This is a genomic window from uncultured Lactobacillus sp., assembly GCF_947367125.1.
Classification (GTDB): Bacteria; Bacillota; Bacilli; order Lactobacillales; family Lactobacillaceae; genus Lactobacillus.
On sequence record NZ_CANBCQ010000006.1, the window covers coordinates 11952 to 38262 of the forward strand.

The window sequence follows — 26311 nt, forward strand, 5'->3', positions numbered from 1 at the left end:
ATCAACGTTAAAAACTTATTCGTATTTATGTTCAGATGATCCGTTTATTGAAGAAGGACCTGAATATTTCTTAGATCTGTATCATAATGAACAAAAATATCCAGAAGAATATTGAGAAGCGGGAATAAAGTAGACATATTCAAGAAGACGGATTTGAGATCTGTCTTCTTTTTTTGCGTTCAAGTATAATTAATGTACAAAGGGTACGTTATTGAGGAACGATGATATGTTTTTAACACAAAGACAGAAGCAAATTTTACAGCTCATGCTAGATAATCCTAACGGGATAAGTATTAAACAAATTGAAGAGAGCTTAAAAATTAGTCGCCGGACTGTTTATCGAGAATTTGGTGATTTAAAGAAAAATAATTTTGAAATTGAAAATCAAAAAGGAAAATATTTTATATCTGGTGATTCAAAACAACTCCAAGAAATTAAACAAGTTGTGCAGCAATCACATAGCCAAAATGTGATTTCAGTTGCCAAAAGAGAAAAAATAATTGCGGCTAAATTATTATTAAGCACAGAGTCCTGCAAAATTATTCAGTTTGCACTTGATCTAAATGTTAGTGAAGCGACGATTCAAAATGATTTAAATGCAGTTGAAAAGTCGCTAAAGCGATATCAGATTAGTCTTGTTCGCAAAAAAGGAGTTGGTTTATTAATTGAGGCTCCTGAAAAAATTCGGCGTCAAGTATTAGTAGACATCATGCTCAATCAGATTAATGAGTACAACTTTTTTAAATATTTACATAATGAAACAGCAAGCAGCGATTTATTTTTAACGCTGCTTAATAAAAATTTGCTAGTAGATGTTGATACTTGTCTAAAAAAGAGCATTTCTGGCAAGATTAAACTGGATAGTGATCAGAAGATAATCGATTTGATCTTAACTTTTGCCGTAACATTAAAAAGAACGTTGGCGGGATGCAAGTTAGACTTTGTCCAAGCCAATGCAGACTCACTCAGGTATCGAGGTTATGTTTATCGTTTCATGGCTTTATTTATGCAAAAGCATCAGGCTAAAGTAGAGCAAAATGATATTTCGTACTTGGCTAATAAGCTTTTAGCATGTGATTATCACAGTACTTATCTAACTTATAATGAACGTGAGCTGGAAATTTCAGTTAGAGTAAAAGACTTTGTGCAGCACGTTTCTGAAGAAGTACGTTGGGATTTTCAAAAGGATCCTAGTTTTATGACGAAGGTGACTAAGCATATTGTTGGTTTAGTTCGGCATAAAGTTGCACTGTTGCCAGATACACCAATTGAAATTTTAGCTGGTCTGAGTCAAAAGTTTCCCGAGTTATATGCTGCAATTCAAAAATATTGGCAGTTAGAATTCCCGGATAATCATTTGACCGCTTCTGAGTTACAGTTGATCTTACTTTATTTTGCTAATGAATATAGTAGTCGTAATCAGCAGCGTAGCTTATCAGCGTTAGTAATTTGTGAAAACGGGATTGGGACTTCAGCTATTTTAGGTGCCAAGTTAAAAAGAGAATTTTCTGAAATTAAAGAAGTAAAAACTAGTCGGGTTTCTGCTCTAAATCAAATCGATTTAGCAAATTACAATCTAATTTTTTCAACCTTAAAATTAAAAGGATTTTCCCGAGATTATATATTGGTTAGTCCTTTGTTACTAGAGGATGAACTGGTAAAAATTCGCACTTACCTTAAAAATTATGAACAAAAATATCCGCAACCAACTGCCCAAGGGCAACCCACTGAAGAAGTACATCCCCAGTCTGTGGAAAAGCTCTCTAAATTGTCAATTAGTGCCTTGTTTTGTTCAGAACTAGTTAATGGTATTAAAGTCCAGCAACTAGAATATAACTCACAATACTTAATTGCGGTGATTCAAGAATGTTTAGCTCATTCTGATTCAACTTTGATTCATCAACAGATGCCCGTTGCTAAAAATTTGCTTAAGCGAATTAGGATGGCACCGGTGGGAATTCCTAACAGTCACATTGCTTTGCTGCATACGCGAAGCCCCGAAATTACTCGTTGTTCATTTACAATGTTTGATTTGGATAATGAAATTTCATTGCAATCAATGGATCATAACATGATTCAGGTTAAAAGGGTGTTATTAATGTTAGCTCCAGATAACCTTACTGCATCGGAACAACAAGTAATGAGTACCATTTCCAGTATGATTATTATGTCGACTCGCAATTTGGATTTATTTACCAATGGCAGCCAAAAAGAAATTAAAGAAGCAATTGCCGCGCTTTTTTTGCAGGATCTCAAAGAGACAATGTTAAATACTAAATAGCGCTAAGGCTTATCAAATAAGCAATCTCAGACTCTGGCACAGTTTTGTGCCAGAGTTCTATTTTTGTTTCATTGCAAGCGCTTACTAACTGCATTAGGATAAAAATGTAAGTTGATGAGAGAGGAAGAAGAAAATGGCTCAAGCAAAAAGTAAATCTTCTGTTAAAGTGAAGGTTCAAAAATTTGGTACAGCTTTATCCGGAATGATCATGCCGAATATCGGTGCCATTATCGCTTGGGGACTTACCGCTGCGTTCTTTATGTATCCACATGGTTGGTTCCCTAGCAAAGAAATTAATAATTTAGTTCAACCAATGCTTCGCTACCTGTTGCCATTGTTGATAGGTTATACAGGTGGGCGCATGGTTTATGAAGAACGTGGTGCCGTTGCTGGTGCGATCGGTACATTAGGTGTAATTGTTGGTACTGATCAACCCATGTTCTTGGGTGCCATGATCATGGGTCCACTTAGTGCTTGGTTATTGAAGAAACTAGATCAAGTATTCCAGGACAAGATTAAATCTGGTTTTGAAATGATCTACAATAACTTTTCACTTGGGATTTTAGGAATGATTATGGCGATTTTCGCTTTCTTTATCATTGGACCAATTATGGAAGTCGGAAGTCAATGGGCTAGTGCAGGTGTAAATGCGATTATTAAGGTTCATTTATTACCATTAGCCAACATCATTATTGAACCAGCCAAAGTTTTGTTCTTAAACAACGCTATTGGTAACGGGATCTTAGTTCCATTAGGTATCCAACAGGCTGCTCAAGTTGGTAAGTCAGTTTTGTTCTTAATGGAATCAAACCCAGGTCCAGGTCTTGGAATTTTGCTTGCCTTTACTTTATTCGGCAAAGGTAAGTCAAAGAGTTCAGCTCCTGGTGCGGCTATCATCGAATTCTTCGGTGGGGTTCACGAAATTTACTTCCCATATGTATTGATGAAACCATCTTTGATTCTTGCTGCTATTGGTGGTGGTGTAACTGGTACCTTCTTATTCACTACTCTTGGTGGTGGATTAAAGGCAGCTGCTTCACCTGGTTCGATTTTAGCTATCTTGCTTGTTTCTGCAAAGGATGCTTACTTCGGTAATATTATTGGTGTTCTTGGCGCTGCAGTTGTCTCATTTGTTATTGCTGCAATTATTCTTAAAAATGACAAGAGTACTGGTGATGAGTTAGAAGCTAAACAAGCACAAATGCAAGCAATGAAGGTTCAATCTAAGGGTCAAGCAATGCCAGAAGCTGAAGATGCCCATGAATCAGTTAAGTCATATGAAAATGTGAAGAAAGTTATCTTTGCTTGTGATGCAGGTATGGGTTCATCTGCAATGGGTGCTTCATTATTACGTGACAAGTTTAAGAAAGCCGGGATTAAGGTTTCAGTAACTAATACCGCTGTTAGAAACTTAAAAGATGAAGATGGTTTGTTAGTTATTACGCAAGAAGAATTAGCTGACCGTGCCTTACAAAAGACACCACATGCAATGCACGTTGCAGTTGGCAACTTCTTAAGTAGTCCAAAATATGACACAATCGTAGCCAGCTTCAAGGCCTTGACTCAAGTAGAAGATAAGCCAAAGGCTGAAAAGCCAGCTAAGAAGGTAGGTTCACTTGAAGGAATCGACTTTAGCAAGGTTAAGGAAGTAGACTTCATTCGTCATGACCAACACTTGGGTACGGCTACAATGGCAACTAGTTTGTTCAGCGATGCAATGAAGAAGGCTGGCAAGACTACTCCAGTTAAGGCGGTTAGAATTAATGAGTTAACTGATGATCCAAGTCACTTAGTAATTGTAACGCCAGCTGCCAATAAAAACTTAGCTGTCAGATACAGCGATATTCAAACTTTAGTTGTAGATGATTTACTTAAAGACAAAAAGCTTGGCGAAGCTATTCAAAAGATGAATTAGAAAGGGATGAGCTAAATGGCATTACAATTAGATCCAAAAATGATCAAACTTAATCAAGACGTACCAACGCGGGATCAAGCAATTAGAATGGCCGGTCAACTACTAGTTGATGGCGGCTGCGTTGAACCAGAGTATATTGATTCAATGCTTGCCCGTAATGAAGATGTGTCGACTTATATGGGTAATTTCATCGCCATCCCTCACGGAACTGACGAAGGTAAGAAGCACATTAAGAAAACTGGAATTTCAGTAGTCCAAATTCCAATGGGCGTTGATTTTAGCGACCCTAAGGATGATACCGAACAATTGGTAACCGTTGTCTTTGGGATTGCTGGTTTAAATAATGAACACTTAAATATTTTGTCACAGATTGCTATTTTCTGCAGTGATGTTTCCAACGTTGCAAAACTTGCAGACGCACAGTCACCAGAAGAAATTATTGATTTATTAAAGAACGTAGGAGATTAAACAATGAGAGCAGTACATTTTGGTGCAGGTAATATTGGTCGTGGATTTATTGGTGAAACTTTAGCAGATAACGGTTTCGGCATTGACTTTGTCGATGTTAATGAAACGATTATTGATGAATTAAACAAGCGTGGTGAATACGACATTGAATTAGCCGCACCAGGCAAGAAGAGAATTCATGTTTCAAACGTTGATGGTATTAACAATGCCAAGAATCCAGAAAAGGTAATTGAAGCAATTAAAACTACCGATATGGTAACCACTGCCATTGGTCCTAAGATTTTGGCAATTATCGCTCCGTTAATTGCTCAAGGTTTAACTGAAAGAATTAAATCAGGAAACACTAAGCCACTTGACGTGATTGCTTGCGAAAACATGATCGGCGGTTCAGAGCACTTAAAAGAAGAGGTTTACAAGCATTTGGATGATGATGTTAAACCTGAAGTTGACAAGTACATTGGCTTCCCTAACGCAGCCGTAGATAGAATTGTTCCTATTCAACACAATGATGATCCATTGTTTGTTTCAGTTGAAGACTTTAAGGAATGGGTCATTGACGAAAGCCAAATGAAGAACAAGGACATCAAGTTAAAGGGTGTTGATTATGCACCAGACCTTGAGCCTTATATTGAAAGAAAACTTTTCTCAGTTAATACTGGTCACGCAACTGTTGCTTACACTGGCAAGAATTTGGGATACTCAACTATTGGTGATGCCATTAAGGATCCATTTGTTTTGAAGCAAGTTAAGCGGGTCTTGAGTGAAACTCGTTCACTTCTTTACCACAAGTGGAACAAGGAATTTACTGAAGAAAGCTTGGAAGAATACCATAACAAGATTTTAAGCAGATTCCAAAATCCATATATTTCAGATGATATTGCTCGTGTTGGTAGAACGCCAATCCGTAAGTTAGGCTACAATGAAAGATTTATCCGTCCAATTCGTGAATTGAAGGACAGAGGTTTAGACTACAGCGCTTTAATGGAAACTGTTGGTAGAATTTATCACTTTGATGAACCTAACGATAAGGAAAGCGTTAAGTTGATGCAAATGCTTAAGGATGAAGACTTGAAAGATGTCATTGTTGAAATCACTGGTTTAAAGGATGACCCAGAATTAGTTGAAGAAATCGTTAAGTCATATCATGATGCTGAAAATGATAAAAAAACTAGATAAGATAACTGAATAACCTATTGAAAATGTGTTTTTGAAAAAACTAACTCCTGGACCATAAAAAAGAACGATGATTTCCATTTGGATTTCATCGTTCTTTTTCTATACTTTTAGTTTCTTCCCAGCCACTGGCACTTAGTAGGTTTATTTTAATTAAGATCAACGACTAATGCAAATCCGATAAAGTCTTTATATTGATAATTACCCCAAGATAAGCCAGGTTTTTGTTCAAAAACAACCCCGACACCAACATTAGTATATTGACTACTGAGCAAGTTATTTCTATGTCCCCAATTAACTACCTGCGTCATTATAAAGAAAATCATTTAAAGCTTCTTTAGCAGCCTCTGAAACAGAGGTATTAAGACTCTCTCTTGCGATACATTCACCATAATTGAAATCTTGCCCATTTGGTCGCGTATGACCGTAAAGAATTAATTGTTCATTGGCTTTTGTCTCTGCAAAATTGTTAATTGTTGGGTCCAGTTCTAAAGGTCTCTTTTCATTTTCTTGTCTTGCTGCATTTAGTTGCGTTAAGAATGATTTTGCAATTTGCAGCTTTTTTATAAAAAAGAGTGTCTGGAAAAAAGTCTATTTTTAATTTTAGACTTTCACTCAAAAGAAAAATCCTATTAAATCAAGGTTGTAATACCAAGATTTAGTAGGATTTCTTAATTTCTGAGTTTTTGAGACTGTCAAGAAGTTTGTGTAAATAATCTCTGAACTGAGACCTAAAAATTAGACAGTTTAAAATACAGGATTAATAGAGGCTTGATTCCGATATTCTTTCGGAGTTAAACCTTTTAGTCTGCTCTTTATCCTTTCTTCGTTATAGTATTCGATGTATTCTTCAATGGCTTGAGTTAATTCTTGAAGGTTATGGTATTTGTATTCTTGGTCATAAAACATCTCTGTCTTAAGCAGACCAAAGAAGTTCTCCATTAAACCGTCATCCATGGAATTGCCTTTTCTGGACATGCTTTGAGTGATGCCTTGAAGTTTTAAAGCACGTTGGTATTTTGGACTCTGATATTGACAGCCTTGGTCAGTATGAAAGATACAGTTGTTAAGAGCTGTTTCTTTAGCGAAAGCTTTATCAAGCATTGTCATTACTAAATCCATATCTGGATGTTTTGAAATAGAGTAAGAAACTATATCACCGCCGCAGCCATCCAAAATAGGCGACAAATACAGCTTTTCATCATTAAGATGAAATTCAGTGATGTCAGTATACCATTTCATATTAGGCATTGGCGCAAAGAAATCGCGATGAATCAAATTAGGTGCTATTTTGCCAATAGTACCTTTATAGCTTGAATACTTGCGCTTATTGCGTCTGATACCCTTAAGACCTAGCTTATGCATCCAGTAGCGAACTGTTTTCTCAGTAACGTTCCAACCATCTTTGAGTAGCTGCAATGCTACTCGGCGATAGCCATAGCGCCCCTGATGATAATTGAAGATTTCCTTGATCTTGGCAATGAGTTTAGAACGCTTAGGCTTTTTAGGCTTTCTTTTAATGATCTTGTAGTAAGAGCTTCTGGCAATTATCGGTAGCCCTGGATGCTCAGCGATTGCTTCTAAGACGTAGTCCAAGCTGACTTTGAATTCATGCCTTAGATCAGTAATTGCCTTAGCTATTTGTTCTGATCTTTTTCTTGATCCAAGGCTTTCAGTTTTTTTACGTATTCGTTCACAATACGCAATCGCAAGTTTTCTTCTTTCAGCTTTTGGATCTCTTTCTCCAGTTCCTTGCGTGATTTCTGACTCTCTTTGACCACGGGCAGGACGTCCTTTCTGTTTGATAATGACATTATACCCGTTTTCTTTGTATTCTCTAAGCCATTTGTTAAGCATGGCAATGCTTTTGAAGCCTAATTCTAGCGATAATTGAACATATGACTTAGTACCAAAGATAGCTTGTTCAATTGCTTGCTCTTTAAATTTTTTAGAATAAACCTGCTTTCCAGTATTTAAAATATCCGTTCCATGCATATCAATCAATCTAAGCATGTAATCTAAATTAGCTAAGTTCATTTTATATGCTTTAGACAATTGACTTATTGAGATATTCTCATCTTTCCATTTACGATAAATTTCTATTTTTTGTTCTTTATTAAATTTAGACATAGTAAAAGACCTAAAAGTGTCTCACTTTTAGGTCTCACTTCAATTAGGATTTATTTGTCTTATTATTTTATATAAATAAAAATATATTATTAGGATGGAACTATGAATAATAAATATTACTTAGCATTAGCAGATGAAGTAGAGTTTAGTAATAAAGCTAAAGTCAATAAGGTAATTAGAAATCTGTTCATACTTGCGATTATTCTTTTAATAGCTTCATTTTGGTTGCCTTATTTAATTATGGGCAGTTCATTAATTAAGTGGTTGATTGTAATTGCTTTTATAGTTGTTTTTACATATGTAGCTGAGCGTTTTATTTTAACAACTAAGACTTTTAATCAAAAACTAAAATTGCAAGGGATATCAAAAGTAATGATGATCATTTACTGCGTCTTTTTAACTTTAATAGTTTTAATTGCGTTAAAAGAGAAAATATTATTATTTAAGTTACCTCTATATCAAATAATGGTAGCAGCTTTAGCTGCAATATTGCCCGCAATCTGTGAAGAATTTCTATTTAGAGGAGTTTTATTTAACGCTTTCTTGTTAGTTTTTAATAAAGAGAAGTATGACATTTTGTGGACATCTATTGTCTGTTCAATTCTGTTTGGTTTAGTTCTTAGTTATTTACGAGTGTGGTCAAATGGATTAATTTGGGGTATGATAGTACACTTTTTACAGGATTTTTCACCTAAGATATTGAATACAGATTATGGTACCTCTAAAATTAAGCTAGCAATATTGGGAGTAATACCAGTTGTAATCTTGATGTTGATTTGTATCTATACAATTAATCGTAGATTTTTGAAAATAAAATAAGCATTACATTTGGGATTGCAAATATATTACTTTTAGTCAGTTTTATTTGGCATCCTAAAACTAATTTTGGTAAATTTGTTTTAGCAGTCATGTATGTAGTGATTTTAATATTGTTTATTGTAGATGCTATTGAAGCTAATCATTAAGATTGTACATGTAGAAATCTAATTTTGATTACAGATCAAGACTGGATTTTTGTTGTATCACTATTTCAATTTCATAAAACAATGGATATCAAAAAATAATGGGTGAACTTATGAAAGATAAGTATTATTTGGCATTAGCTGATGAAGTTGAACTAGATAATAAGGATAATATGAAAAAAAGCAGTAATTGGATTAATCATACTGGAAGTAGTGCTTCAGCTATGTTATCAGCTTTACCCAGTCTTATTAAATTTATTGGGTAAAAATCAGCGCGTTATGGCAACGGTTATCTTAGTAGCGTACATTACAGTTTTTGCTGTGGTTGCTAAACATTTTAGTTTCACTACTAGGGTATTTAATTTTTAGTTATTTGCACATTTGGACCAATGGCTTGACTTGGTGTATAATCTTCCACTTTTTGCAAGATTTTTCTCCACAGTTGGCAAAAGCGGATTTGGGCAATCCTAATATTGCTGGAGTAATTATGATGAATGTTCCAGTAATAATTATTATGCTAATCTGTATTTATGCTTTCAATAGCAGATATTTGAAGTTAAATGAATAGTAAGTAAATATAATTATTGACAAAATAAAAAGCTGATAATTCACGTAAAAATGAATTATCAGCTTTTTGATTATACAGTCAAAATTTCAAATTTTATTCAACTACATGTCTTTCAAATGGATCATCAGAAATGCCTTCAGCCAAAATATCTCTTGACCATTGCTTAGCAGAGAACAATGAGTGGTCGCGGTAATTACCACAAGATTCAATCGTTGTCCCTGGCACGTCTTCCCATTCAATATTGTCGCGAATTTCTTCTAATGATTCCTTAAGCGCCTTGGCAACTTCAGTAGTTGATGGCGTGCCCCAAACTAGAAGGTGGAAGCCAGTCCGACAACCAAATGGTGAACAATCAATGTAGCCGTCGATGCGGTCGCGTAAAAGACCGGCTAAAAGGTGTTCAATTGTGTGCAAGCCGCCAGTAGGAATGGCGTTCTTATTAGGTTGAACCAAACGCAAATCGAAGTTGCTGATCTTGTCGCCTTTTTGGCCTTCTTCAACGGTGATTAACCGAACGTAAGGTGCTTTAACTTTAGTATGATCTAATTCAAAACTTTCAACTTTTCCCATGATTTTTTCTCCTTTGTTTAAATCTACTTATCTTTATTTTAACTAGTTAGGTGCCATTTAGCCCCAAACTTGCTTGGCGGTGTCGACAACTAACTTAATCTTTTTCCATTGGTCGTCTTCGGTCAACGTGTTGCCTTCTTCAGTTGAGGCAAAGCCACATTGTGTGCTTAAAGCGAGATTATTTAGTGGGTGGAATTCATCTGCTTCTTTAATTCTAGCGATTAATTTTTGTGGATCTTCTAATTCCGCTTTCTTACTGGTTACTAAACCCAAGACTACAAGTTTGTCGTTAGGAATTTGCGCAATTGGATCAAAATTTCCGGATCTTTCATTGTCAAATTCAAGGTAGAAAGCATCGACATTTTCCTTAGCAAAAACATAGTCCGCTACTGGACCATAACCTCCTTGGGCTGCCCAAGTTGAGTGATAGTTACCGCGACAAATATGAGTTGATATTCGCAAATCTGTTGGCAAATCTTTGATTGCATCATTGTTAAGCTTCAAGTATTTTCTTTTAAGGTCGTCTAATGAAAAGTCATCTTGTAAATGACTTTTCCAATAGCGCTTATCTACAATCATACCCCAAGTACAGTCATCGAGTTTAATGTCGCGACATCCTGCATCGTATAAGGCTAAAATTAAGTCTCGGTATGCTTTAGAAATATCGGTGAGTAAATCTTCTTCTGAGCTATAAATCTTTTTAAGCGCGGCAATATTTTTTTCTCCACGAACAAGTTCTGCGTAAAATTGTGCGGGAGCTGGAATACTTTGCCGTGGAATTACGTTAGCGCCAGTTTCATCGACAACTTTTTTCAGGTATTCAAATGATGAAAGATCTGGATGTTTACCAGTAAATTTGATTTTACCTTCAACTTGGGCAGAGTCGTTACGAGTTTCTTCATCATGGAAGAAATAGCCGTGGGCCTGCTTAGTGTGTTTAATACCCCCAAAGCCCCAGAAAGTATCGAGGTGCCAGTAACTTCTTCTAAATTCACCATCAGTTACGATTTTAAGACCATGATCAATCTCTTTTTGAACTAATTCTCTGATCTCTTTATTTTCAACATGAGTTAATTCTTCTTGCTTAATCTTTCCTTCTTCAAATTCTGCGCGAGCCTTTTTTAATTCTGCAGGTCTTAAAAAGCTACCAACGATATCGTAATGTAATTCTGTCATAATTTTTCTCCTTAGTTTTGCTTCGATGTTTTATTTAACGATGAAAAGTCCGATGATAATCAAGATCAACCAGACAAGGGTGCACATTCGATTAAATGCCTTTTTACTGATGATGATTTTTGTACTGGTAGTTTTGATTGGTCTGTCCATGTCTGGCTCCTTTCTGAAAATTAAATAAGCAAAATAAAAAGCGCCCTTAGCATAGAATTTCTATGCTAGGGACGCCTAAGCGTGTTACCACCCAAATTCAAGTTAGCTTCACAACTAACTCCTTACTAAGTGCTCCCAAAATTGGGAATACTCGGACGGGGTAACGATCGTCACTCGTAAATTGCTTACTTAATAGCTTGCTCTTTAAAATAGCTCCAAGACCATATTCATTACTCTCAACAACATCGGCTTGCACCAACTCCGACTCTCTGCAGAAGCTTTAAGTAATTACTCATCTCTTCTAAGCTTTTATTAATTTAATTGTCATTATAATACGACGCTGAAAAAAGGATGTCAAGGAAATTTGAAAAATTATTTTTGGCTTTAGAGGATTTGGCGCAACAGGTTGATGTTTCAAGACAGACGATTTCCGCAATTGAGAAAGAAAATTATAATCCATAGGTTAACTTGTGTATTAAGATTTGTCAGGCGCTAGATAAGACATTAGATGACCTTTTTTGGCCGGAGGAGTAAACAATATGGAAAACGTAAAAGAGTTTCAACAAGTTTAAAAATATATGTGTAATTGTGTTTCTTAAGTGTTATAAAGTGTGCTATAATCTCGCTACAAGGTGGTGAGATTTTTTTATGTCTAGAATTATGTATTTAAAAGAAGCTGCTGCCTATCTTGGCAAAGCGCCGTTCACTCTTCAAAGCTGGGATCGAGCTGGGAAATTAAAAGCTCATCGAACAGCTAACAACAGACGATTTTACTATCAATCAGAGCTTGATCAGTATTTAGGCCTTGATCATAACGAGCCCATTGATAAACGCAAAATTGTGGCTTATGCGCGGGTATCTTCCAATGGGCAAAAAGACGATTTAAAAGATCAAGTTGCTTTTTTAAGGCAATTCTTGAATGCTAGAGGCATTATCGCCGATGAATATATCTCAGATATTGGATCGGGCTTAAACTATAAACGTCCTAAATGGCTTAAGTTGATCAAAGACATCGATGCAAATCAGATTAAAGAGATCTACGTTACTTATGAAGATCGCTTTATCCGTTTTGGCTTTAAGTTCTTTCAAGAATTTTGTGCTTGGCATGACTGTAAGATAATCGTCTTAAACAATGAGGATACTTCGCCAGATAAGGAGCTAGTGGAAGACTTAATTAGCGTTATTCATGTTTTTTCATGCCGTCTTTATGGACTGAGAAGGTATAAAAACAAAATAAAGAACGATCCTAATTTAAAAGAATAAGCGATGCACCTATAAAAGGAGGTGGATAAAATGCCAGAATACTATATAAAAACCAAATCCTATGAGCTGTTTCCCAACAAACAGATGAAGGCTGTTTTCGATCGCAATTGCGATTATCGGAGATTCTGCTGGAATGAAGCCTTGGCTTTGTGGAATGACGAATACGATATTAGGCAGCTGATGCTTGATAAAGAGATCAAAGCTGAACTGCGAAAGCCCAAGAGTCAACGCAAATTTACTGCCGAACAAGAAGAAATGCTTGCCAGCTATCCTGCGCCTAATTGGAAAGCCATCAGGAATAAACTAGTGGCAGAAAAAGAAGACTGGCAATTTAGCTATTCAGCCCATCTATTGCAGCTAGCCGTACAGGATTTGGGCAAAGCCTGGCAAAATTTTTTCAATAAGGCTCAAAAAGATTGGGGCAAGCCTAAATTTAAATCTAAGCGGGCTCCCAAGCAAGGCTTCAAGAGCGACCAAGCTAGAATTGTTAATGGCAAGCTGGTTTTGGAAAAGCCTCAAGGGTTGAAAGCAAATTGGCAACCAATAAAATTGTCAGAAAAGCCTTTTGATTATCCTACAGGAACAATGTCTTTCTATCGAGTAAGGGATAGGTATTATGTGGCAATTCCATATAAGATCCCCAAAGATAGGTTCGAAATCAAAAAGAAAACAGGCAAAGCGACCGGGGTAGATATAAACGTAGGCCATTTCAATTATGAAGATGGTCAGCTTTTGATTATTTCTAAGTCTTTGACCAAAACATACAGCAAAATAAAGCATTATCAAAAGCAGCTGGCAAAGAAGCGAACAGTCAACGGTAGAATTAAAGGTGCGCAAAGCAAGAAATACTTGAAGACGAGAATCAAGCTTCAGGCATCCTATCAGCGTGCCCAAAACATTCAAACGGATTTAATGCATAAATTTACTACTGAACTGGTAAACAATTACGATCAAATAGCGATTGAAGATCTGGGAGTCAAAGGCATGCTTATGAGCCATGTGGCTTCAAAAGGCATGCATCGAAGCATGTTTGGCTTGTTTAGAAAGCTTTTAACATATAAATGCGAATGGTATGGTAAAGAACTGATTATTGCCAACAAGCTATATCCATCAACGCAAAGATGCGCAGCATGCGGCTTGGTCAAAAAAGGCGATGAAAAGATCACGCTGCAGGGCAATAAAAAGCATGGCACCAAGCATAACGAGTTTGTCTGTTATAATCCTAGCTGTCCTAATTACAATAAAAAGGTTGATCGCGACGAAAATGCCATGGCCAACCTAACGCTGCTAGTAAAGCATCCAGAGTTAAATCGAGCCTTATAAGATAATTGCGGGCGAGGCTACGTCCGAAAAGATGCCAAAAGAGCTAGTCAATGCGATTACTTCTAAATTGAAATATCGGAATACTAGCGTAGACGTTGGTAAGAGAAATGGAAGGCACAAATAGTCCAAAATGTATGAAAATAGAACATAGTCATACAGTTGCTTACATTTTTCATAGCAGTTGAAAGCACAATTAGTAAAAGTAAAGCAAAAAGTTGCAGATGATAGTGCAGCAGTAGCGTTAATCAATCACGCTCTAAGCAATTTGGAGCAAGGCGTTAACCTTGATAAAGTAATCTTTGATTTGAAACGTGATTTGAATAATTATTCATTGTCACATAATTTCAAGCTGCCTCAACCATTAACTGAATTACAGCTAAAGTTAAACGAAAATTCCAATAAATGGCGGGATGCAGGTCTAACAGGTTCAATTTAAATAAAAATAAGTATCATCAACAAAAAAATCGATATCAAATCTTACGAAATGATATCGATTTTTTATATTAGCGTGATAATTTACTTCTCAATCAAGCTTTCAAATTCATTCAACCGCTTTTCAAAAGTCTTGAATGCATCTTCCAAGTAATCAGGCTTAGTCATATCAACGCCGGCGCGTTTCATGATTTCGGTTGGATAATCACTTGAACCAGCCTTCAAGAAGCTAAGGTAGGCATCCCTGTCAGCTTGACTGCCGTGCACCACCTTATTTGCCAAAGCCGTTGCAGCGGCAAAACCAGTCGCATATTGGTAAACGTAGAAGTTGTAGTAGAAGTGCGGAATTCGTGACCATTCTAAGGCAATGTCGCCGCCTGGCTCAACACTATCGCCGTAGTAGTGCTGGTTAATTTGACCATAGACATCATCTAAAATATCGGCAGTCAATGGTTCACCTTTAGCGTCTGCTTCATGGATAAATTGTTCAAAGACTGCAAATTGCGTTTGTCTAAACAAAGTTCCCTTGAATGAGTCGAGGTAGTAGTTCAAGATGAACGCACGTGTCTTGGGATCAGTAATGTGGTCTAAGAAGTATTCCGTCAAAATATTTTCGTTAGTAGTTGAAGCAATTTCGGCCACGAAGATTGGGTAGTCGCCATAAACGTAAGGCTGGGTATTACGGGTGTACCAAGAGTGCACGGAGTGACCATTTTCGTGAACCAAGGTATAAAGTGAGTCAATATTATCTTCCCAGTTGAGCAGTTCATATGGGTCAGTATCATAAGCACCACCAGAATAAGCCCCAGTTACCTTATTTTTTGATTCAACCGGATCGATTACGCGGTTATTGAAGATGTAGTCAACATGCTTTAAGTAGTCTTCGCCCAATGGCTTCAATGCTTTTTTAGCAACTTCCTTCGCTTCTTCAAAGTCATAAGAAAGAGAAGGCTTCCCAGTTAGCGGCACATACATGTCCCACATTTGTAGATCTTTTAGGCTCAAGATCTTCTTACGCAAAGCAACATAACGGTGGAGCAGGTCAAGGTGAGAATCAACCTCCTTGATTAAAGTATCGTAAACCGCTTCAGGTACGCCATTTGCAGCTAAGGCAGCTTGGCGAGCAGAGTTATATTTGTGTGCTTTAGCGTTATAGTTGTGCTTTTTCACAACGCCGGACAAGGTTGAAGCTAGCGAATTTTGAAATTGACCGTATGTGGCATAGAGCGTATCAAAGGCACCTTTTCTGACGTCACGGTTTTGTGATTGAATTAATAATGAGTACAAACCGTCGGACAATTGTTCCATATTGCCATCGTCATCTTGGACGTAGCCGTATTCCATGTCGGAATTAGTCAAAACGTTAAAAGTATTTTCGGAAACGCCCAAAGCATCCCCAGCGTCAGCGATTAATTTTTCTTGTTCAGCTGGCAGGGTGTGAGGGCGCTTATTAGTAATCATTTCCAAGTAGTGAGCGTAATTCTTTAGTCTTGGTTCAGCTTGCTTAAATTCAGCTAGCTTGTCACTAGGGATGCTCAAGATTTCTGGGTTAATAAAACTAGTAGCGGCTTCGAATTGGTTAGCTAAGCTTTGTACTCGGCTGACGTAGCCTAGATAATGTGAATTAGCCGTATCAACATCACTGGACATGGTGGCATAAACATAAATATTTTCCACCTCGCGCTTAACGGCCAAAATCTTGATTAAACCTTCGTACAAATCCTTGCCAGATTTTACTAATGTGCTTTTTAATTCACCGAGTTGATCGACTTTTTCTTGGGCAGCTGCATAGGCCTGTTCCCAGTCTTCATCATTTTTAAAAATTCGGGTCAAATCCCACTTAAGTTCTTCTGGGACTTCATTTCTGTTTGGTATCGCCATAATTTTCCTCCATAATTATTTCAATTTGTATACATCTTAGCTTGTTATGCTATCTTTCGCAAAAAATAAGTTATTATTAATTATCGGTATTTTTATTTTATCTATAGACGAAAAGTGATACAAATAAACTAACTTGTATTAATTTCGAAGGGAAAAGATCAAAAGAATGGACCAAAATCCAAAACGAAGAGAAGATTATCGTGCTCGTCGTTCATCGCTTAATCTTCACCGTAATCGTGCATTTGCGGTAGATGCGTCAGCGTTAAAACCAGGGAATTTCTTGGCTCGACTAGTTGGCGTGGTAGCCTTGTTGGCTGTGTGCTTCGGCGTAGCCTGGACAGCGCATATGTATTTTACTGTTCACAGCGTGATTGATGGCAAAAACGGCGGCAATACTGCTACTTCAGCTAAAATTGCTAATCGACAGCCAATTTCAATTTTAGTATTGGGAGTTGACCAAGGAATTGAAGGCCGGCATGATCGGGGAAATTCGGATACCATGATTTTAGCAACGGCTAATCCGCAAAAGAACTCGGCAACGATGACCTCAATTCCACGTGATACTTTAGCAGATATTAAGGGCGATCCAGGCGACAAATACTTTATGTTCCGGGTGAACTCTGCTTATGAAATTGGCGGACACGAATCAAGTATGAAGACGGTCTCGTCCATGCTTAATGTGCCAATCAACTATTATCTTGAAGTTAATATGAAGGCATTGAAGAGCTTAGTTAATGCAGTTGGCGGTGTTGACGTGAATGTGCCGTTTGACTTTTCATATGACTGGTGTGATTTCCACAAGGGAAAACAGCACCTGAATGGCCGCCATGCCGTAGCTTATGTGCGGATGAGAAAAGAAGATCCGCGTGGTGACTATGGTCGTCAGATGCGCCAGCGTCAAGTAATTGAGGCAATTGCCCACAAGGCCATGTCAGTTAATACCATCAGTAATTACCGCCAGCTAGTTGATGTCTTTAATAAGTATGTGAAAACTAATTTGACCTTCAACGATATGTTAAGCTTGGCGTTGAATTATCGTGGCTGTATGAAAAATATGAAGAGCAGCTATATTCAAGGTCATGATGCCTGGATTGACGGTTCTTCGATTCAAGTTGCTTCAACTAAGGAATTGCAAAAGACTTCTGATCGTGTGCGCAAGAACTTGAACTTGCCAACGCAAACGTTGAACAATGAAGAAACGCGGCAAAATGAATTAAATGATCAAAATAACCACATTAAGTGGGACGATCCGCAAGCCTTTACGAATTATCAAATTTATGATCAAAATCAGGATAAGCCAGCCGGCGGTTCTAATTCTGGCTATGGTGAAGGAACAGGAACGGGCAGTTCGTCTAGTTCAAGTTCATCATCAAGCAGTGGTTGGCATTTTCACTGGTAAATAGAAAAAGTATCCGACAAGGATACTTTTTTTCTGCGGTAAAATAAGCTTAAGAGGTGAGAAGGATGATTGGAACAATTGTAAATACATTGGCTTTATTAGTAGGAACTAGTATTGGCTGTTTTTTGAAAAAAGGCATCAACAAACGATTTGAAGATGTGCTCTTTATTGCGATGGGGTTGGCAGCTCTAGGAATTGGCTGGGAAAATGTCACTAATAATATGCCCAAGAGTCATTATCCGGTTTTATTTATTGTCAGCTTAGCCCTTGGTGGTTTATGCGGCACGGCTTGGGATATTTCTGGTCATTTTGATCGCTTAGTAGAAAAGACAGGCAAATCAAACTTAGGCAAAGGTCTGGCCACCGAAATTTTGCTTTGTTGTATTGGTGCCTTGTCAATTGTGGGACCAGTAATTGCCGCAGTTAAGGGTGACTATACGATGTTGTTTACTAATGCAACGTTGGATTTTGTGACCTCGATGGTTTTTGGCGCAAGCTTTGGCTGGGGGATGCTCGTTGTTGCTCCAGTGCTATTTTGCTGGCAGGGTAGTATTTACTTGGTTGCTAAATTTCTGTCGGCTAGCTTTTTCACGGGTCCACTGGTAACCGAGATTTCCATTGTTGGTGGCTTTTTGATTGCCTGCTCTGGCTTGGCCTTATTAAAAATTCGTGATGTCAAAACGCTAAATTTTTTACCATCACTGCTAGTTCCAATTATCTTTTTCGTTATTAAAGATTTGACGAGTTGGTTTTAACAGCGAATTAATCTGAAAATTTGCCCGTCATGATCATTAATCAACTTTGGCTCAATTCCCATTAATTTAAACCCGCAACGCTTGGCAATATTGCTACTTTTGTCATTGCTAACGGCAACCAGCAGATCAATATATTGCAAATTCAATTCACTAAAGGCATACTGGCATAACGTCGTTACACTCTTAGTAACAATGCCGCGACTTTGATATTTGCTAGCCAGCCAATAGCCGATTTCGGCTTTTTTATTGGGCACTAACTTATGCAAGTCGATCATGCCGCTAGGTTCGCCATTGACCAAAATGGTGAGCACGAGCATTGTCTGTTGGGACATGCGGGTTTGGATTTGCTTAATAAATTTTGCTTCATCACTAGCAGAATGCAAATGATTAGCCCAGGCTAACCATTTGCCCAATTGTTTTCGATCGCGTTTAATCGCTTGATAAAGTGTCTCAGCTTGTTGAACTTGGGGCAAAACTAGTTCAATGTTTAAGTCCTGTTGTTGAAAATGAAGTGGGGAGAAATAGTACTTTTGCTTTTCTTTACTCATTTTTTCTTCTTTCTTCGTGCAATTTCATTTCTGCCAAGTATACTTAATTTATGTGAAAAATAATGAAAACGTCGTATCTTGCAAACTTTAACAATTTTTGCTAAGTTCGTAAAGTTACTAAGTCTCAATTAGGAAGGAAAAGATTATGCAAAAGAAAGAAAAAGAATCAATATTTCCGGTTATTTACGGCATAATTTCAGCTATAATTTCTTTTATCGCCGTATTTTTTATTTGTTTGCACAGCTTTAGAATGAATTTGCAGCTATCAATTATTCTAGCTGGTGTTTTTGCCATCTTTTTCTTCGGCTTGTCTTATTTCAGAGGACATGCTTCAGTCGAAATTAAGCGTATTGTTTATAAATATAAGCTGACTGATCAAGAATTGGCTAAAATTACCGGTATGAAGGCCAGTGATTTTCCGATTTATCACGACCACTTGCAATTAATTTTGCCTAAACGTTATTGGCCTCGTGTGCTTGATGCGCTCCAAAATTATGAAAAAGAACACGAATCAGCTGAATAATAATTAAAGGATGGAAAATGAGTTTATTAACTGTTAAAGATTTAAGTCAGAGTTTTATTGATAAAACTTTATATGAAGACGCTAACTTTGTGCTTAACAAGGAAGACCACATGGGCGTTACGGGTCAAAACGGTGTGGGCAAGTCAACTTTAATTAAAATTTTGACTGGTGAAATCTTACCTGATGATGGGCAAGTAACCTGGCAAAATAAGATTGATGTTGGTTATTTGGATCAGTATGCCAAATTAGCGCCGGGCGTTACGATCCGCGGTTTTTTGCGCACAGCATTTGATCAGTTGTTTCAAAAAGAAAAAGAACTGAATGACCTTTACACCAAATACGCTGAAAATGGTGATGATGCCTTGCTGGAAAAGGCAGGCAAGGTGCAGACCTACTTAGAAGAAAATAATTTTTATGATATTGATACTGAGATTGAACAAGTTGCTTCAGGTTTGGGTCTAGCTGATCTAGGCTATGACCACGATGTTTCTAAATTATCTGGTGGTCAACGTTCTAAGATTATTTTGGCTAAACTGCTTTTGCAAAGTCCTGATGTCTTGGTCTTGGATGAACCGACTAACTATCTTGATGTTTCGCATATTGATTGGTTAGTTGACTATCTGAATAATTTTGATGGTGCTTTTATTGTTGTTAGTCATGATTATGACTTTTTGGATCGAATTACTAATTGTATTATCGATATTGATTTTGGCACCATTACGCGTTATACCGGTACTTTGAAGCAAGCTTTGCGGCAAAAAGCAGCTAACCGAGAGACCTACTTGAAGGCATACGCTAATCAACAACGCAAGATTGCCAAGACTGAGGCCTATATTCGTAAGAATAAGGCTGGTACACGGGCCAAAAGTGCTAAATCACGGGAAAAGCAATTAGCGCGGATGGACGTTTTGACGCCGCCAAAGAATAACCGCAAAGCCCGGTTTGAATTCCCATATGTCGCAACAGCTTCGAATTTATTATTGCAAACGCAGGATTTAGTAATTGGCTACGGCCATGCTTTGGTCAAATCAGCCTTCAATTTCTCAGTTGGTGGCGACGAGAAAGTTGCCATTACTGGTTTTAACGGAATTGGTAAAACGACTTTGCTTAAGACTTTGCTTGGACAATTAAAGCCGATTTATGGCTCATATGAATTGTCAGTTACCGCTAAGTTGGCTTACTTCAAGCAGGATTTAACTTGGCCTAACAGCAATATGACGCCGCTGCAATATTTGCAAGAAGAGTTTGAACGCAAGAAGCCTAAGGAATTGCGCCAAGCTTTGGCCCGGATGGGTTTGACGGCGCAACAAGCAATGAGTCCGCTTAAGGAACTTTCTGGTGGGGAACAGGAAAAGGTAAAATTAGCCAAGATGCAATTTGAACCAGCTAACTTGCTTTTCCTTGATGAACCGACTAACCACTTGGATAACGATACCAAGGATGCTTTGCGCAAAGCGATCGTTAATTTCCCAGGTGGAGTAATTATTGTAAGCCACGAACGTGACTTCTTCCGTGGCGATTGGGTTGATAAAACTATTGATATTGAAACGATGAACTGAGGCTAAAATTATGGCTGAGAAGCGGGATGATCAATTTTATCAAGAAGTAATGGATATTTGTTTGACTGCCGGCCGCTTGATGATCGAAGGTGGTAGTGAAATGTATCGGGTTGAAGATACTATGTTGAGAATTGCGCGTAATGCTGGAATTGGAGACCCACGTGTTTTTGCGACGCCTACTTGTATTTTTATGAGCTTAGATGGCGGCAGGTTGAGCCAAATGAAGCAAATTCGCGATCGGAATATTAATTTGGAATTGGTTGACCGGGTTAACAATTTGTCCCGGCAGTTTGCGGTTAAAAAAATTACACTTTCGCAGTTGCGTCATAAGATTACTTTAGTTGCGCAAGCACCTGCTTTTCCAATGTGGCTACAGATAGTCGGCGCCGCTGTTTTGTCGGCAACATTGATGGTTTTATTTATGGACAATTATGATTGGGTTGATTTTCCTGGCGCAGCGCTAGTAGGGGCAGTTGGCTTTTGGGCATATTGCGAGTTTAAAAAATATACTAAAGTTCGCTTTTTATCCGAATTAATTGCGGCGATGGTCATGGGGACTTTAGCTGTGGTACTTAATCATTTTAATTCACAAATGATTACGGATAATATTTTGATTGGGGCTTTGATGACTTTGGTTCCCGGATTAGCGATTACCAATGCCTTGCGAGATCTGTTTATGGGCGATTTATTATCAGGAATTGTCCGAATGTGTGAAGCTGTGTTGACTGCTCTGGCTTTGGGCGGCGGCGTGGCAATTGTGCTTAAATTCATGGGGGCGTAAAAATGCCATTTTGGTTAGAAATTATTATTAATGTCGTCTTTTCTTATGTTGCTTCTGTGGGTTTTGCTCTGATAATTAATGTCCCCCACCGTGACCTTAATTTCTCAGGAATTAGCGGAGTAGTTGGTTGGATGGCTTATTGGTTTTGCTTTCGCTGGGGATTAGGGCGCATGGCCTCTAACTTGATCGGAGCTTTTTTAATCGGAATTTTAGGTTTATTTTTTGCGCGCATCAAAAAAAGCCCAGTTACCGTCTTCAACATTCCAGCCTTAGTGCCTTTAGTTCCAGGCGTACCTGCTTACCAAGCTGTTCGGGCTTTAGTTGCTGGTAATTACAGTCAAGGCGAAGAGTTGCTTTTGCGGGTCGCGATTGTTACGGGAGCCATTGCTTTAGGCTTCTTGCTTTCAACGATGTGTACTGAAGCTTTTTATAAATTTAAATATCGTCATTTCAAAAACGCTAGACTGTACATCAAACATAAAAAATAGTACAATAGATCATTGACGAGTCGATTAATGAACGCGAGATGCGTATATTTATGAGATAGAGGACATCCGCCTTAAGTGGCAAGCACGGGAAGTGCTGATGGTGGACGCACTGATGTGAACAGTTTAAACGTCCACATATGCAATTTGCATGTGCCTTGAGTTAAGGACAAGCTTTCCATAAAGCTTGTCCTTTTTTGATGCCTTATTTGAGATAAAGAGCCTGGCGGCCTTGCTGGTCGTAGCTTAGTTCCAGATGATGCCAGTTCACCGCTTGATTCTTAATGCCATAAGGATTATTTACGTAAATCAGCTTTTTGCGCTTATTGTAGCCAGTAATTACACAAGCATGAGATGATGGTGTGACATTAACCTTGCCGGTACTAGTTTCCCAAGTTTGCATATTATTAACTCGATTAAAATTGATTGTCGTAATAATCAAGACGGGATGCCCATCAGAGACTAATTTAAGAATAGCTAGAAAATTGCTACCGGAGGCGTCTTCGATATGGTTGGTGTATTTGCGAGCAACATCAAATAAAGGACCATGATAAACGCACCAGCCGGCATTGGCGATTGACATGTGACCGACGAAGCCCTGGTTAGGATTACCCCGATATTTACCATTATCAGTAAAGGAATCAACGTGAGCAATATTATCAGCGAGGTCATATTTACTGACATTGATGTCGTAATATTTTAAAAGCATCGCTAGACTAGTGACTTCGCAGCCGTTAGGCAGGTCTGGCAATTGATTTTCAAGTGGCACGTTAAGCCGCTGTTCTTCTTTCATGGTCATCCAATCAAGTTCAGTATCGATTTTATTTTTGTTAAAAAGGTAAATCAATCCTATAATGAGAATTAACGTGATGGGAATGAGTAAAAATAAGTATTTAAAATTAAATTTTTGCTTGTTCATGTCCTTAATTTTAGCAAATAAAGAATAAAAATACTGGGCTAAACCTTGAAAAAGGGTGACAAATAATTTTTTTGTAGTATTTTGGAATTATAATCAACAAAAAAGGAAAGTTTATTTTGGAAATTAATTTAAAAGCTCTCAACGAAAAAATTGAAAATCAAGATTATATTCAAGATCTTGAAACAGTCAAATATGCGGATATTAGTAAATCAAAAAGTAAAATTAAACCTTATGCTGAAAAGATGATCAAAGAAGTGGTCGCTGCTTTTAAGCATAATTCTTTGATTCAAACGCAATTAGCAGTAACTGGCCAGCGTCCAGTTACCTTTAGCTTAGAGACAAACATCATCAATTTGCCTTATAGTAATTACAAGCGAATCGCTAACTTTTTTGATGAAGGCCAAGAATACCCGTTAAATGTTTATTTTGAAACACGGTCAGAATATGTTAATGTTTCTGGTTTTCGCATTGATCAATTAGCTACTGAAGAAGAGACTGAGCAAGATACCGCTAAGGTAGTTGATCAATTAGTCGAAGCAATTATTGAAAAATTAACCACGGTGCGTGAATATAAGAAGCCAGAAAAGAAAGAAACAGAGAAAAAGACCACGGCTAAGAAGACTACTAAGAAAACTACAAACAAGAAAAAGACTACTAGTAAAAAGAAAACAAGCAAGAAGTAAGTAAAAAGGCAACCGATTGGTTGCCTTTTAGTATCTATTGGGAAACTAGTAATGTGTTCTATTCTTTAGCAAGTAATTTTAGATATATTACTAAGCCTCTAATTGCAAATAATAAACATACTAAGCCAGTAATGTAATACCAAGGATTGAAAATGGCTATAGCAACTCCAATTAAAATAATTTGAAGTGCTAAATTAATTCCTTTGCGCGTTTTTTGTTACTTAATTTCTTTAAACTTAGTTAACGAGTGGTCGTTAGTGTAGAAGAAGAAGTCTTCAAACACGGCACTCTTGATAACACCTTTTTCAATGGTTGAATTGATGGTGTCGGCAGTATCAGGATACTTAGCTTGGAAGCCCAAATTGAGGTAAGTCTTGTTAACACTGTAGTAAAGGTAGTGCTTCACATCATCAGCCCAGCCAGTACCTTCATACATTAATTCAATATGCTTTTCTTCATTAGCAACAAGTTTCTGGTACAAATCGTCAATCCATTGTTTCAATTCAACTTGCTCGGTCTTGCCTAACTTTTTATAACCAAGGCGGAACTTGTAGCCTGGATAAATTCCACCAAAGGAAGTACCTCTTAAGGCTAACTTAACGATTTCAGCGGTTCGAACCATCTTGCCTTGTCCAAACAGGTAAAGTGGAGCATAAAAACCAGAGTGGTAGAGAGCTGTCTCTAAAATTACATCGGCAGCCTTCTTTTGTAAAGCATCCCCGCCTTGATAGATTCGGTTCAAAGTATGGATCTTCTTTTGTAAATAAGGATTATCATCAGCCCAATCAAGAGTGTTCTTAACCTTTTCGGAGTCAGTCAATTCATGAATTACATAGCTGTAACCCTTGTTGGCAATTGACTCTAAATATTGCAAGGCATTCAATACTGCTGATTCTTCTGGGGTGATGGCATCTACCTTAATCTGTTCTAGTCCGTTTTTCATTTGGAGTCCAGATGAAAAAGTTAATGCTCCAAATGCTCGAAGCAACGCTTCTTGCACTGGCTCATCTAATTGTAAAAATTCTTTTTTGTCTTCTTTAACTGGAACATGACGCGGTTCCCAAATGATATCATTCAGGCGGGCCCAAGCAGACTTATCTACTCGGTCCTCCATGTCATTCCAGTTAATTGCTTTGTAATATTTTTCAGTCATATTTAATCTCTAAAATCACTCAAAAAGCTGATATTCCCACGTAATTCTTTAGGCTTTTGGACCGTCTTAGTACTCTCACCAGCAGAAAGATCTTGGACGATTTTGCGTACGTTTTTAACATCTTCGCTAGTACCACTAAATTCCAAAAGATACAAGATCGGTACCTTCAATGTTGCCGCGATCTTTTTGGCAGTTTGAGCAAAGAGGTCGTTAAAGTTTCGGTTGCCACAACCGATAATTCCTATAATATTTTTCTTGTTGTCTATATACGTTAAAAAATCAACGACTGAATCCATCATAAAGTCTTGGTATGCAGGAACGATTAAAATATAATGTTCTCCCATATCATACTTAGGGTTGGCATCGTCGATTTGATGGGCTGGCAGTTGCAGTTTCTCAATAAAACGTTCTGTTTGCCCAGTAATTGAATAAAAAGCTATTGCTACCATAATGTTCCCTAATAAATCTAATGTACTGGTTACATCTTCTCACTATTTGGGTAAGGATTCAATTATTATCCTATTCAAATTTTGCTTTTTTTACCATATAATTGAGAAAAAGGAGGACGACATATGTTCAGCTGGAATATCATTGGGATCCTAATTTGGGTTGCCATCATTCTTTATTTAGTTTTTATCGTCCAAAACATTCGTCAAAGACGGATTAAGATGATTATCAAGCAGCATAAACGCTTTAGTTGGCCTAATATGGTCCTTAATATTGTGGAAATTGTAGTGCTGTTAGTTGCAGCAGGGTGGATGTTCAATCAAACTTTTATGGACAATCCAGACCTAGAAGATGCTAATCGTATTACTTCAAGCGTGAAGTATGAACCGTTGATTATGCGCACGGGAGCAGGTAATTCAAGCTATGTGACGATTAATTCAGCCAAGAAAAAATATGGCTCACAAACTTATACCTTTTATCGTGCCGGCAGCAAGGTGACGGTTGGCAGTGATTATGCTTCGATTGCTTATGGGAATACTTCACTTGATGTGAATGCCGAGAAGATTCCTTATGTGAAGAAGGAATTGACGAAGATGGATAGGAAGTACCAACGGGCTTACGTCGCAATTTATACGGCTAGATACAAGCGGAATTGGCAAAATGGCATCGGGATGCATGCCGGTCATTTGGCAACGCGCTATTACCTAATCCGGATACCTGATGAAAGTTTTATCAAACAAGGAAAATAGTAAAAAAATAGTAGTAAA

The 26311-nt window shown here is 37.6% G+C and carries 27 protein-coding genes, 1 pseudogene and 1 other annotated feature; of the genes and pseudogenes, 18 read left to right on the forward strand and 10 right to left on the reverse strand.

The annotated features are described in order from the left end of the window. Positions 1-226 precede the first annotated feature (226 nt). From Q0Y84_RS02785 to Q0Y84_RS02800, 4 genes are all read left to right on the forward strand, one after another. Entirely contained in the window at positions 227-2281 is a 2055-nt protein-coding gene (locus tag Q0Y84_RS02785) for an HTH domain-containing protein (RefSeq protein WP_297950638.1), read from the forward strand. Between the two features lie 133 nt (positions 2282-2414). Further along, on the forward strand, positions 2415-4196 hold the full coding sequence (locus Q0Y84_RS02790; RefSeq protein ID WP_297950640.1) for a PTS mannitol transporter subunit IICBA: 1782 nt from the start codon (positions 2415-2417) through the stop codon (positions 4194-4196). Between the two features lie 15 nt (positions 4197-4211). After that, a complete protein-coding gene (locus Q0Y84_RS02795; RefSeq protein ID WP_297950642.1) occupies positions 4212-4664 on the forward strand; it encodes a PTS sugar transporter subunit IIA in 453 nt (150 codons plus the stop codon). Positions 4665-4667: 3 nt separating this feature from the next. Next, a complete protein-coding gene (locus Q0Y84_RS02800) occupies positions 4668-5840 on the forward strand; it encodes a mannitol-1-phosphate 5-dehydrogenase (protein WP_297950643.1) in 1173 nt (390 codons plus the stop codon). A 146-nt stretch (positions 5841-5986) separates the two neighbouring features. Here the strand turns inward: Q0Y84_RS02800 and Q0Y84_RS02805 are convergent, their stop codons facing one another. The 3 genes from Q0Y84_RS02805 to Q0Y84_RS02810 all read right to left on the reverse strand — a co-directional run bounded on the left by Q0Y84_RS02805 (position 5987) and on the right by Q0Y84_RS02810 (position 7967). Beyond that, positions 5987-6163: a hypothetical protein gene (locus Q0Y84_RS02805; protein ID WP_297950646.1), complete on the reverse strand. Its 177-nt coding sequence runs from the start codon at positions 6161-6163 to the stop codon at positions 5987-5989. Next, positions 6132-6404 carry a CAP domain-containing protein gene (locus tag Q0Y84_RS12310; RefSeq protein WP_366791349.1) on the reverse strand — a complete coding sequence of 91 codons (273 nt, stop codon included), beginning with the start codon at positions 6402-6404 and terminating at the stop codon, positions 6132-6134. The genes Q0Y84_RS02805 and Q0Y84_RS12310 overlap by 32 nt, the downstream gene beginning before the upstream one ends. A 180-nt stretch (positions 6405-6584) precedes the next feature. Next, positions 6585-7967: an IS3 family transposase gene (locus tag Q0Y84_RS02810; protein WP_035434713.1), complete on the reverse strand. Its 1383-nt coding sequence runs from the start codon at positions 7965-7967 to the stop codon at positions 6585-6587. Between the two features lie 102 nt (positions 7968-8069). Here Q0Y84_RS02810 and Q0Y84_RS02815 point away from each other — a divergent pair, with 102 nt between their 5' ends. Both Q0Y84_RS02815 and Q0Y84_RS02820 read left to right on the forward strand, forming a co-directional pair. Continuing rightward, on the forward strand, positions 8070-8786 hold the full coding sequence (locus tag Q0Y84_RS02815) for a CPBP family intramembrane glutamic endopeptidase (RefSeq protein ID WP_297950650.1): 717 nt from the start codon (positions 8070-8072) through the stop codon (positions 8784-8786). 256 nt (positions 8787-9042) lie between these two features. Further along, positions 9043-9195, forward strand: coding sequence for a hypothetical protein (locus Q0Y84_RS02820; RefSeq protein ID WP_297950651.1), 153 nt, complete (start codon positions 9043-9045; stop codon positions 9193-9195). 395 nt (positions 9196-9590) lie between these two features. On the opposite strand, the gene Q0Y84_RS02825 is transcribed toward Q0Y84_RS02820, so the two are convergent. Next, a complete protein-coding gene (locus Q0Y84_RS02825; RefSeq protein WP_068813222.1) occupies positions 9591-10067 on the reverse strand; it encodes an S-ribosylhomocysteine lyase in 477 nt (158 codons plus the stop codon). Positions 10068-10124: 57 nt separating this feature from the next. Next, the gene (locus Q0Y84_RS02830) at positions 10125-11243 is read right to left on the reverse strand and encodes a 5-methyltetrahydropteroyltriglutamate--homocysteine S-methyltransferase (RefSeq protein ID WP_297950652.1); all 1119 of its coding nucleotides are present in this window, start codon (positions 11241-11243) and stop codon (positions 10125-10127) included. A gap of 214 nt (positions 11244-11457) precedes the next feature. After that, positions 11458-11706: a binding site (T-box leader), on the reverse strand. A gap of 38 nt (positions 11707-11744) precedes the next feature. Here Q0Y84_RS02830 and Q0Y84_RS02835 point away from each other — a divergent pair. The 4 genes and pseudogenes from Q0Y84_RS02835 to Q0Y84_RS02850 all read left to right on the forward strand — a co-directional run bounded on the left by Q0Y84_RS02835 (position 11745) and on the right by Q0Y84_RS02850 (position 14415). Beyond that, a pseudogene (locus tag Q0Y84_RS02835) lies at positions 11745-11927 on the forward strand (helix-turn-helix transcriptional regulator). A gap of 114 nt (positions 11928-12041) precedes the next feature. After that, complete coding sequence (locus tag Q0Y84_RS02840; RefSeq protein ID WP_013085784.1) at positions 12042-12656, forward strand: IS607 family transposase; 615 nt, start codon at positions 12042-12044, stop codon at positions 12654-12656. 30 nt (positions 12657-12686) lie between these two features. Further along, positions 12687-13979, forward strand: a complete 1293-nt coding sequence (locus Q0Y84_RS02845; RefSeq protein WP_297950653.1) for a transposase — start codon at positions 12687-12689, stop codon at positions 13977-13979. 181 nt (positions 13980-14160) lie between these two features. Further along, positions 14161-14415 carry a bacteriocin immunity protein gene (locus Q0Y84_RS02850; protein ID WP_297950654.1) on the forward strand — a complete coding sequence of 85 codons (255 nt, stop codon included), beginning with the start codon at positions 14161-14163 and terminating at the stop codon, positions 14413-14415. An 80-nt stretch (positions 14416-14495) separates the two neighbouring features. Here the strand turns inward: Q0Y84_RS02850 and pepF are convergent, their stop codons facing one another. Beyond that, entirely contained in the window at positions 14496-16292 is a 1797-nt protein-coding gene (gene pepF / locus Q0Y84_RS02855) for an oligoendopeptidase F (RefSeq protein ID WP_297950655.1), read from the reverse strand. 166 nt (positions 16293-16458) lie between these two features. Between pepF and Q0Y84_RS02860 the strand changes: the two genes are divergently transcribed. Further along, complete coding sequence (locus tag Q0Y84_RS02860) at positions 16459-17691, forward strand: LCP family protein (RefSeq protein ID WP_297950656.1); 1233 nt, start codon at positions 16459-16461, stop codon at positions 17689-17691. Positions 17692-17756: 65 nt separating this feature from the next. Next, a complete protein-coding gene (locus Q0Y84_RS02865) occupies positions 17757-18446 on the forward strand; it encodes a DUF554 domain-containing protein (RefSeq protein ID WP_297950657.1) in 690 nt (229 codons plus the stop codon). Here Q0Y84_RS02865 and Q0Y84_RS02870 read toward each other — a convergent pair. After that, the gene (locus Q0Y84_RS02870) at positions 18443-18994 is read right to left on the reverse strand and encodes a GNAT family protein (RefSeq protein ID WP_297950658.1); all 552 of its coding nucleotides are present in this window, start codon (positions 18992-18994) and stop codon (positions 18443-18445) included. The genes Q0Y84_RS02865 and Q0Y84_RS02870 overlap by 4 nt on opposite strands. Positions 18995-19139: 145 nt before the next feature. Between Q0Y84_RS02870 and Q0Y84_RS02875 the strand changes: the two genes are divergently transcribed. The 4 genes from Q0Y84_RS02875 to Q0Y84_RS02890 are packed head-to-tail and all read left to right on the forward strand — an operon-like array spanning position 19140 to position 22345. Continuing rightward, entirely contained in the window at positions 19140-19517 is a 378-nt protein-coding gene (locus tag Q0Y84_RS02875) for a hypothetical protein (protein ID WP_297950659.1), read from the forward strand. Between the two features lie 17 nt (positions 19518-19534). Continuing rightward, positions 19535-21076, forward strand: coding sequence for an ABC-F family ATP-binding cassette domain-containing protein (locus Q0Y84_RS02880; protein WP_297950660.1), 1542 nt, complete (start codon positions 19535-19537; stop codon positions 21074-21076). A 10-nt stretch (positions 21077-21086) separates the two neighbouring features. Beyond that, the gene (locus Q0Y84_RS02885; protein ID WP_297950661.1) at positions 21087-21857 is read left to right on the forward strand and encodes a threonine/serine exporter family protein; all 771 of its coding nucleotides are present in this window, start codon (positions 21087-21089) and stop codon (positions 21855-21857) included. Between the two features lie 2 nt (positions 21858-21859). Beyond that, complete coding sequence (locus Q0Y84_RS02890) at positions 21860-22345, forward strand: threonine/serine exporter family protein (protein ID WP_297950662.1); 486 nt, start codon at positions 21860-21862, stop codon at positions 22343-22345. Positions 22346-22547: 202 nt separating this feature from the next. On the opposite strand, the gene Q0Y84_RS02895 is transcribed toward Q0Y84_RS02890, so the two are convergent. Next, on the reverse strand, positions 22548-23261 hold the full coding sequence (locus tag Q0Y84_RS02895) for a C39 family peptidase (protein WP_297950663.1): 714 nt from the start codon (positions 23259-23261) through the stop codon (positions 22548-22550). A 116-nt stretch (positions 23262-23377) separates the two neighbouring features. Between Q0Y84_RS02895 and Q0Y84_RS02900 the strand changes: the two genes are divergently transcribed. Then, entirely contained in the window at positions 23378-23944 is a 567-nt protein-coding gene (locus Q0Y84_RS02900; protein WP_297950664.1) for a hypothetical protein, read from the forward strand. Positions 23945-24161: 217 nt separating this feature from the next. On the opposite strand, the gene Q0Y84_RS02905 is transcribed toward Q0Y84_RS02900, so the two are convergent. Both Q0Y84_RS02905 and nrdI read right to left on the reverse strand, forming a co-directional pair. Next, positions 24162-25097: a ribonucleotide-diphosphate reductase subunit beta gene (locus tag Q0Y84_RS02905; protein ID WP_297950665.1), complete on the reverse strand. Its 936-nt coding sequence runs from the start codon at positions 25095-25097 to the stop codon at positions 24162-24164. Positions 25098-25099: 2 nt separating this feature from the next. Beyond that, positions 25100-25546, reverse strand: a complete 447-nt coding sequence (gene nrdI, locus Q0Y84_RS02910) for a class Ib ribonucleoside-diphosphate reductase assembly flavoprotein NrdI (RefSeq protein WP_297950666.1) — start codon at positions 25544-25546, stop codon at positions 25100-25102. A gap of 123 nt (positions 25547-25669) precedes the next feature. Here nrdI and Q0Y84_RS02915 point away from each other — a divergent pair, with 123 nt between their 5' ends. Then, positions 25670-26293, forward strand: coding sequence for an LVIS_2131 family protein (locus Q0Y84_RS02915; RefSeq protein WP_297950667.1), 624 nt, complete (start codon positions 25670-25672; stop codon positions 26291-26293). The last annotated feature ends 18 nt before the right edge of the window (positions 26294-26311 follow it).

Bases quoted from the DNA above. Each gene is read 5' to 3' on its own strand.
- Q0Y84_RS02885 (WP_297950661.1), top strand. From the start codon at position 21,087: ATGGCTGAGAAGCGGGATGATCAATTTTATCAAGAAGTAATGGATATT.
- Q0Y84_RS02785 (WP_297950638.1), top strand. From the start codon at position 227: ATGTTTTTAACACAAAGACAGAAGCAAATTTTACAGCTCATGCTAGAT.
- Q0Y84_RS02870 (WP_297950658.1), bottom strand. From the start codon at position 18,994: ATGAGTAAAGAAAAGCAAAAGTACTATTTCTCCCCACTTCATTTTCAA.
- Q0Y84_RS02820 (WP_297950651.1), top strand. From the start codon at position 9,043: ATGAAAGATAAGTATTATTTGGCATTAGCTGATGAAGTTGAACTAGAT.
- Q0Y84_RS02905 (WP_297950665.1), bottom strand. From the start codon at position 25,097: ATGACTGAAAAATATTACAAAGCAATTAACTGGAATGACATGGAGGAC.
- Q0Y84_RS02815 (WP_297950650.1), top strand. From the start codon at position 8,070: ATGAATAATAAATATTACTTAGCATTAGCAGATGAAGTAGAGTTTAGT.
- Q0Y84_RS02865 (WP_297950657.1), top strand. From the start codon at position 17,757: ATGATTGGAACAATTGTAAATACATTGGCTTTATTAGTAGGAACTAGT.
- Q0Y84_RS02790 (WP_297950640.1), top strand. From the start codon at position 2,415: ATGGCTCAAGCAAAAAGTAAATCTTCTGTTAAAGTGAAGGTTCAAAAA.
- Q0Y84_RS02860 (WP_297950656.1), top strand. From the start codon at position 16,459: ATGGACCAAAATCCAAAACGAAGAGAAGATTATCGTGCTCGTCGTTCA.
- Q0Y84_RS02840 (WP_013085784.1), top strand. From the start codon at position 12,042: ATGTCTAGAATTATGTATTTAAAAGAAGCTGCTGCCTATCTTGGCAAA.
- Q0Y84_RS02915 (WP_297950667.1), top strand. From the start codon at position 25,670: ATGTTCAGCTGGAATATCATTGGGATCCTAATTTGGGTTGCCATCATT.
- Q0Y84_RS02825 (WP_068813222.1), bottom strand. From the start codon at position 10,067: ATGGGAAAAGTTGAAAGTTTTGAATTAGATCATACTAAAGTTAAAGCA.
- Q0Y84_RS02810 (WP_035434713.1), bottom strand. From the start codon at position 7,967: ATGTCTAAATTTAATAAAGAACAAAAAATAGAAATTTATCGTAAATGG.
- Q0Y84_RS02800 (WP_297950643.1), top strand. From the start codon at position 4,668: ATGAGAGCAGTACATTTTGGTGCAGGTAATATTGGTCGTGGATTTATT.
- Q0Y84_RS02795 (WP_297950642.1), top strand. From the start codon at position 4,212: ATGGCATTACAATTAGATCCAAAAATGATCAAACTTAATCAAGACGTA.
- Q0Y84_RS02830 (WP_297950652.1), bottom strand. From the start codon at position 11,243: ATGACAGAATTACATTACGATATCGTTGGTAGCTTTTTAAGACCTGCA.
- nrdI (WP_297950666.1), bottom strand. From the start codon at position 25,546: ATGGTAGCAATAGCTTTTTATTCAATTACTGGGCAAACAGAACGTTTT.
- Q0Y84_RS02880 (WP_297950660.1), top strand. From the start codon at position 19,535: ATGAGTTTATTAACTGTTAAAGATTTAAGTCAGAGTTTTATTGATAAA.
- Q0Y84_RS02805 (WP_297950646.1), bottom strand. From the start codon at position 6,163: ATGATTTTCTTTATAATGACGCAGGTAGTTAATTGGGGACATAGAAAT.
- pepF (WP_297950655.1), bottom strand. From the start codon at position 16,292: ATGGCGATACCAAACAGAAATGAAGTCCCAGAAGAACTTAAGTGGGAT.
- Q0Y84_RS02875 (WP_297950659.1), top strand. From the start codon at position 19,140: ATGCAAAAGAAAGAAAAAGAATCAATATTTCCGGTTATTTACGGCATA.
- Q0Y84_RS02845 (WP_297950653.1), top strand. From the start codon at position 12,687: ATGCCAGAATACTATATAAAAACCAAATCCTATGAGCTGTTTCCCAAC.
- Q0Y84_RS02890 (WP_297950662.1), top strand. From the start codon at position 21,860: ATGCCATTTTGGTTAGAAATTATTATTAATGTCGTCTTTTCTTATGTT.
- Q0Y84_RS02895 (WP_297950663.1), bottom strand. From the start codon at position 23,261: ATGAACAAGCAAAAATTTAATTTTAAATACTTATTTTTACTCATTCCC.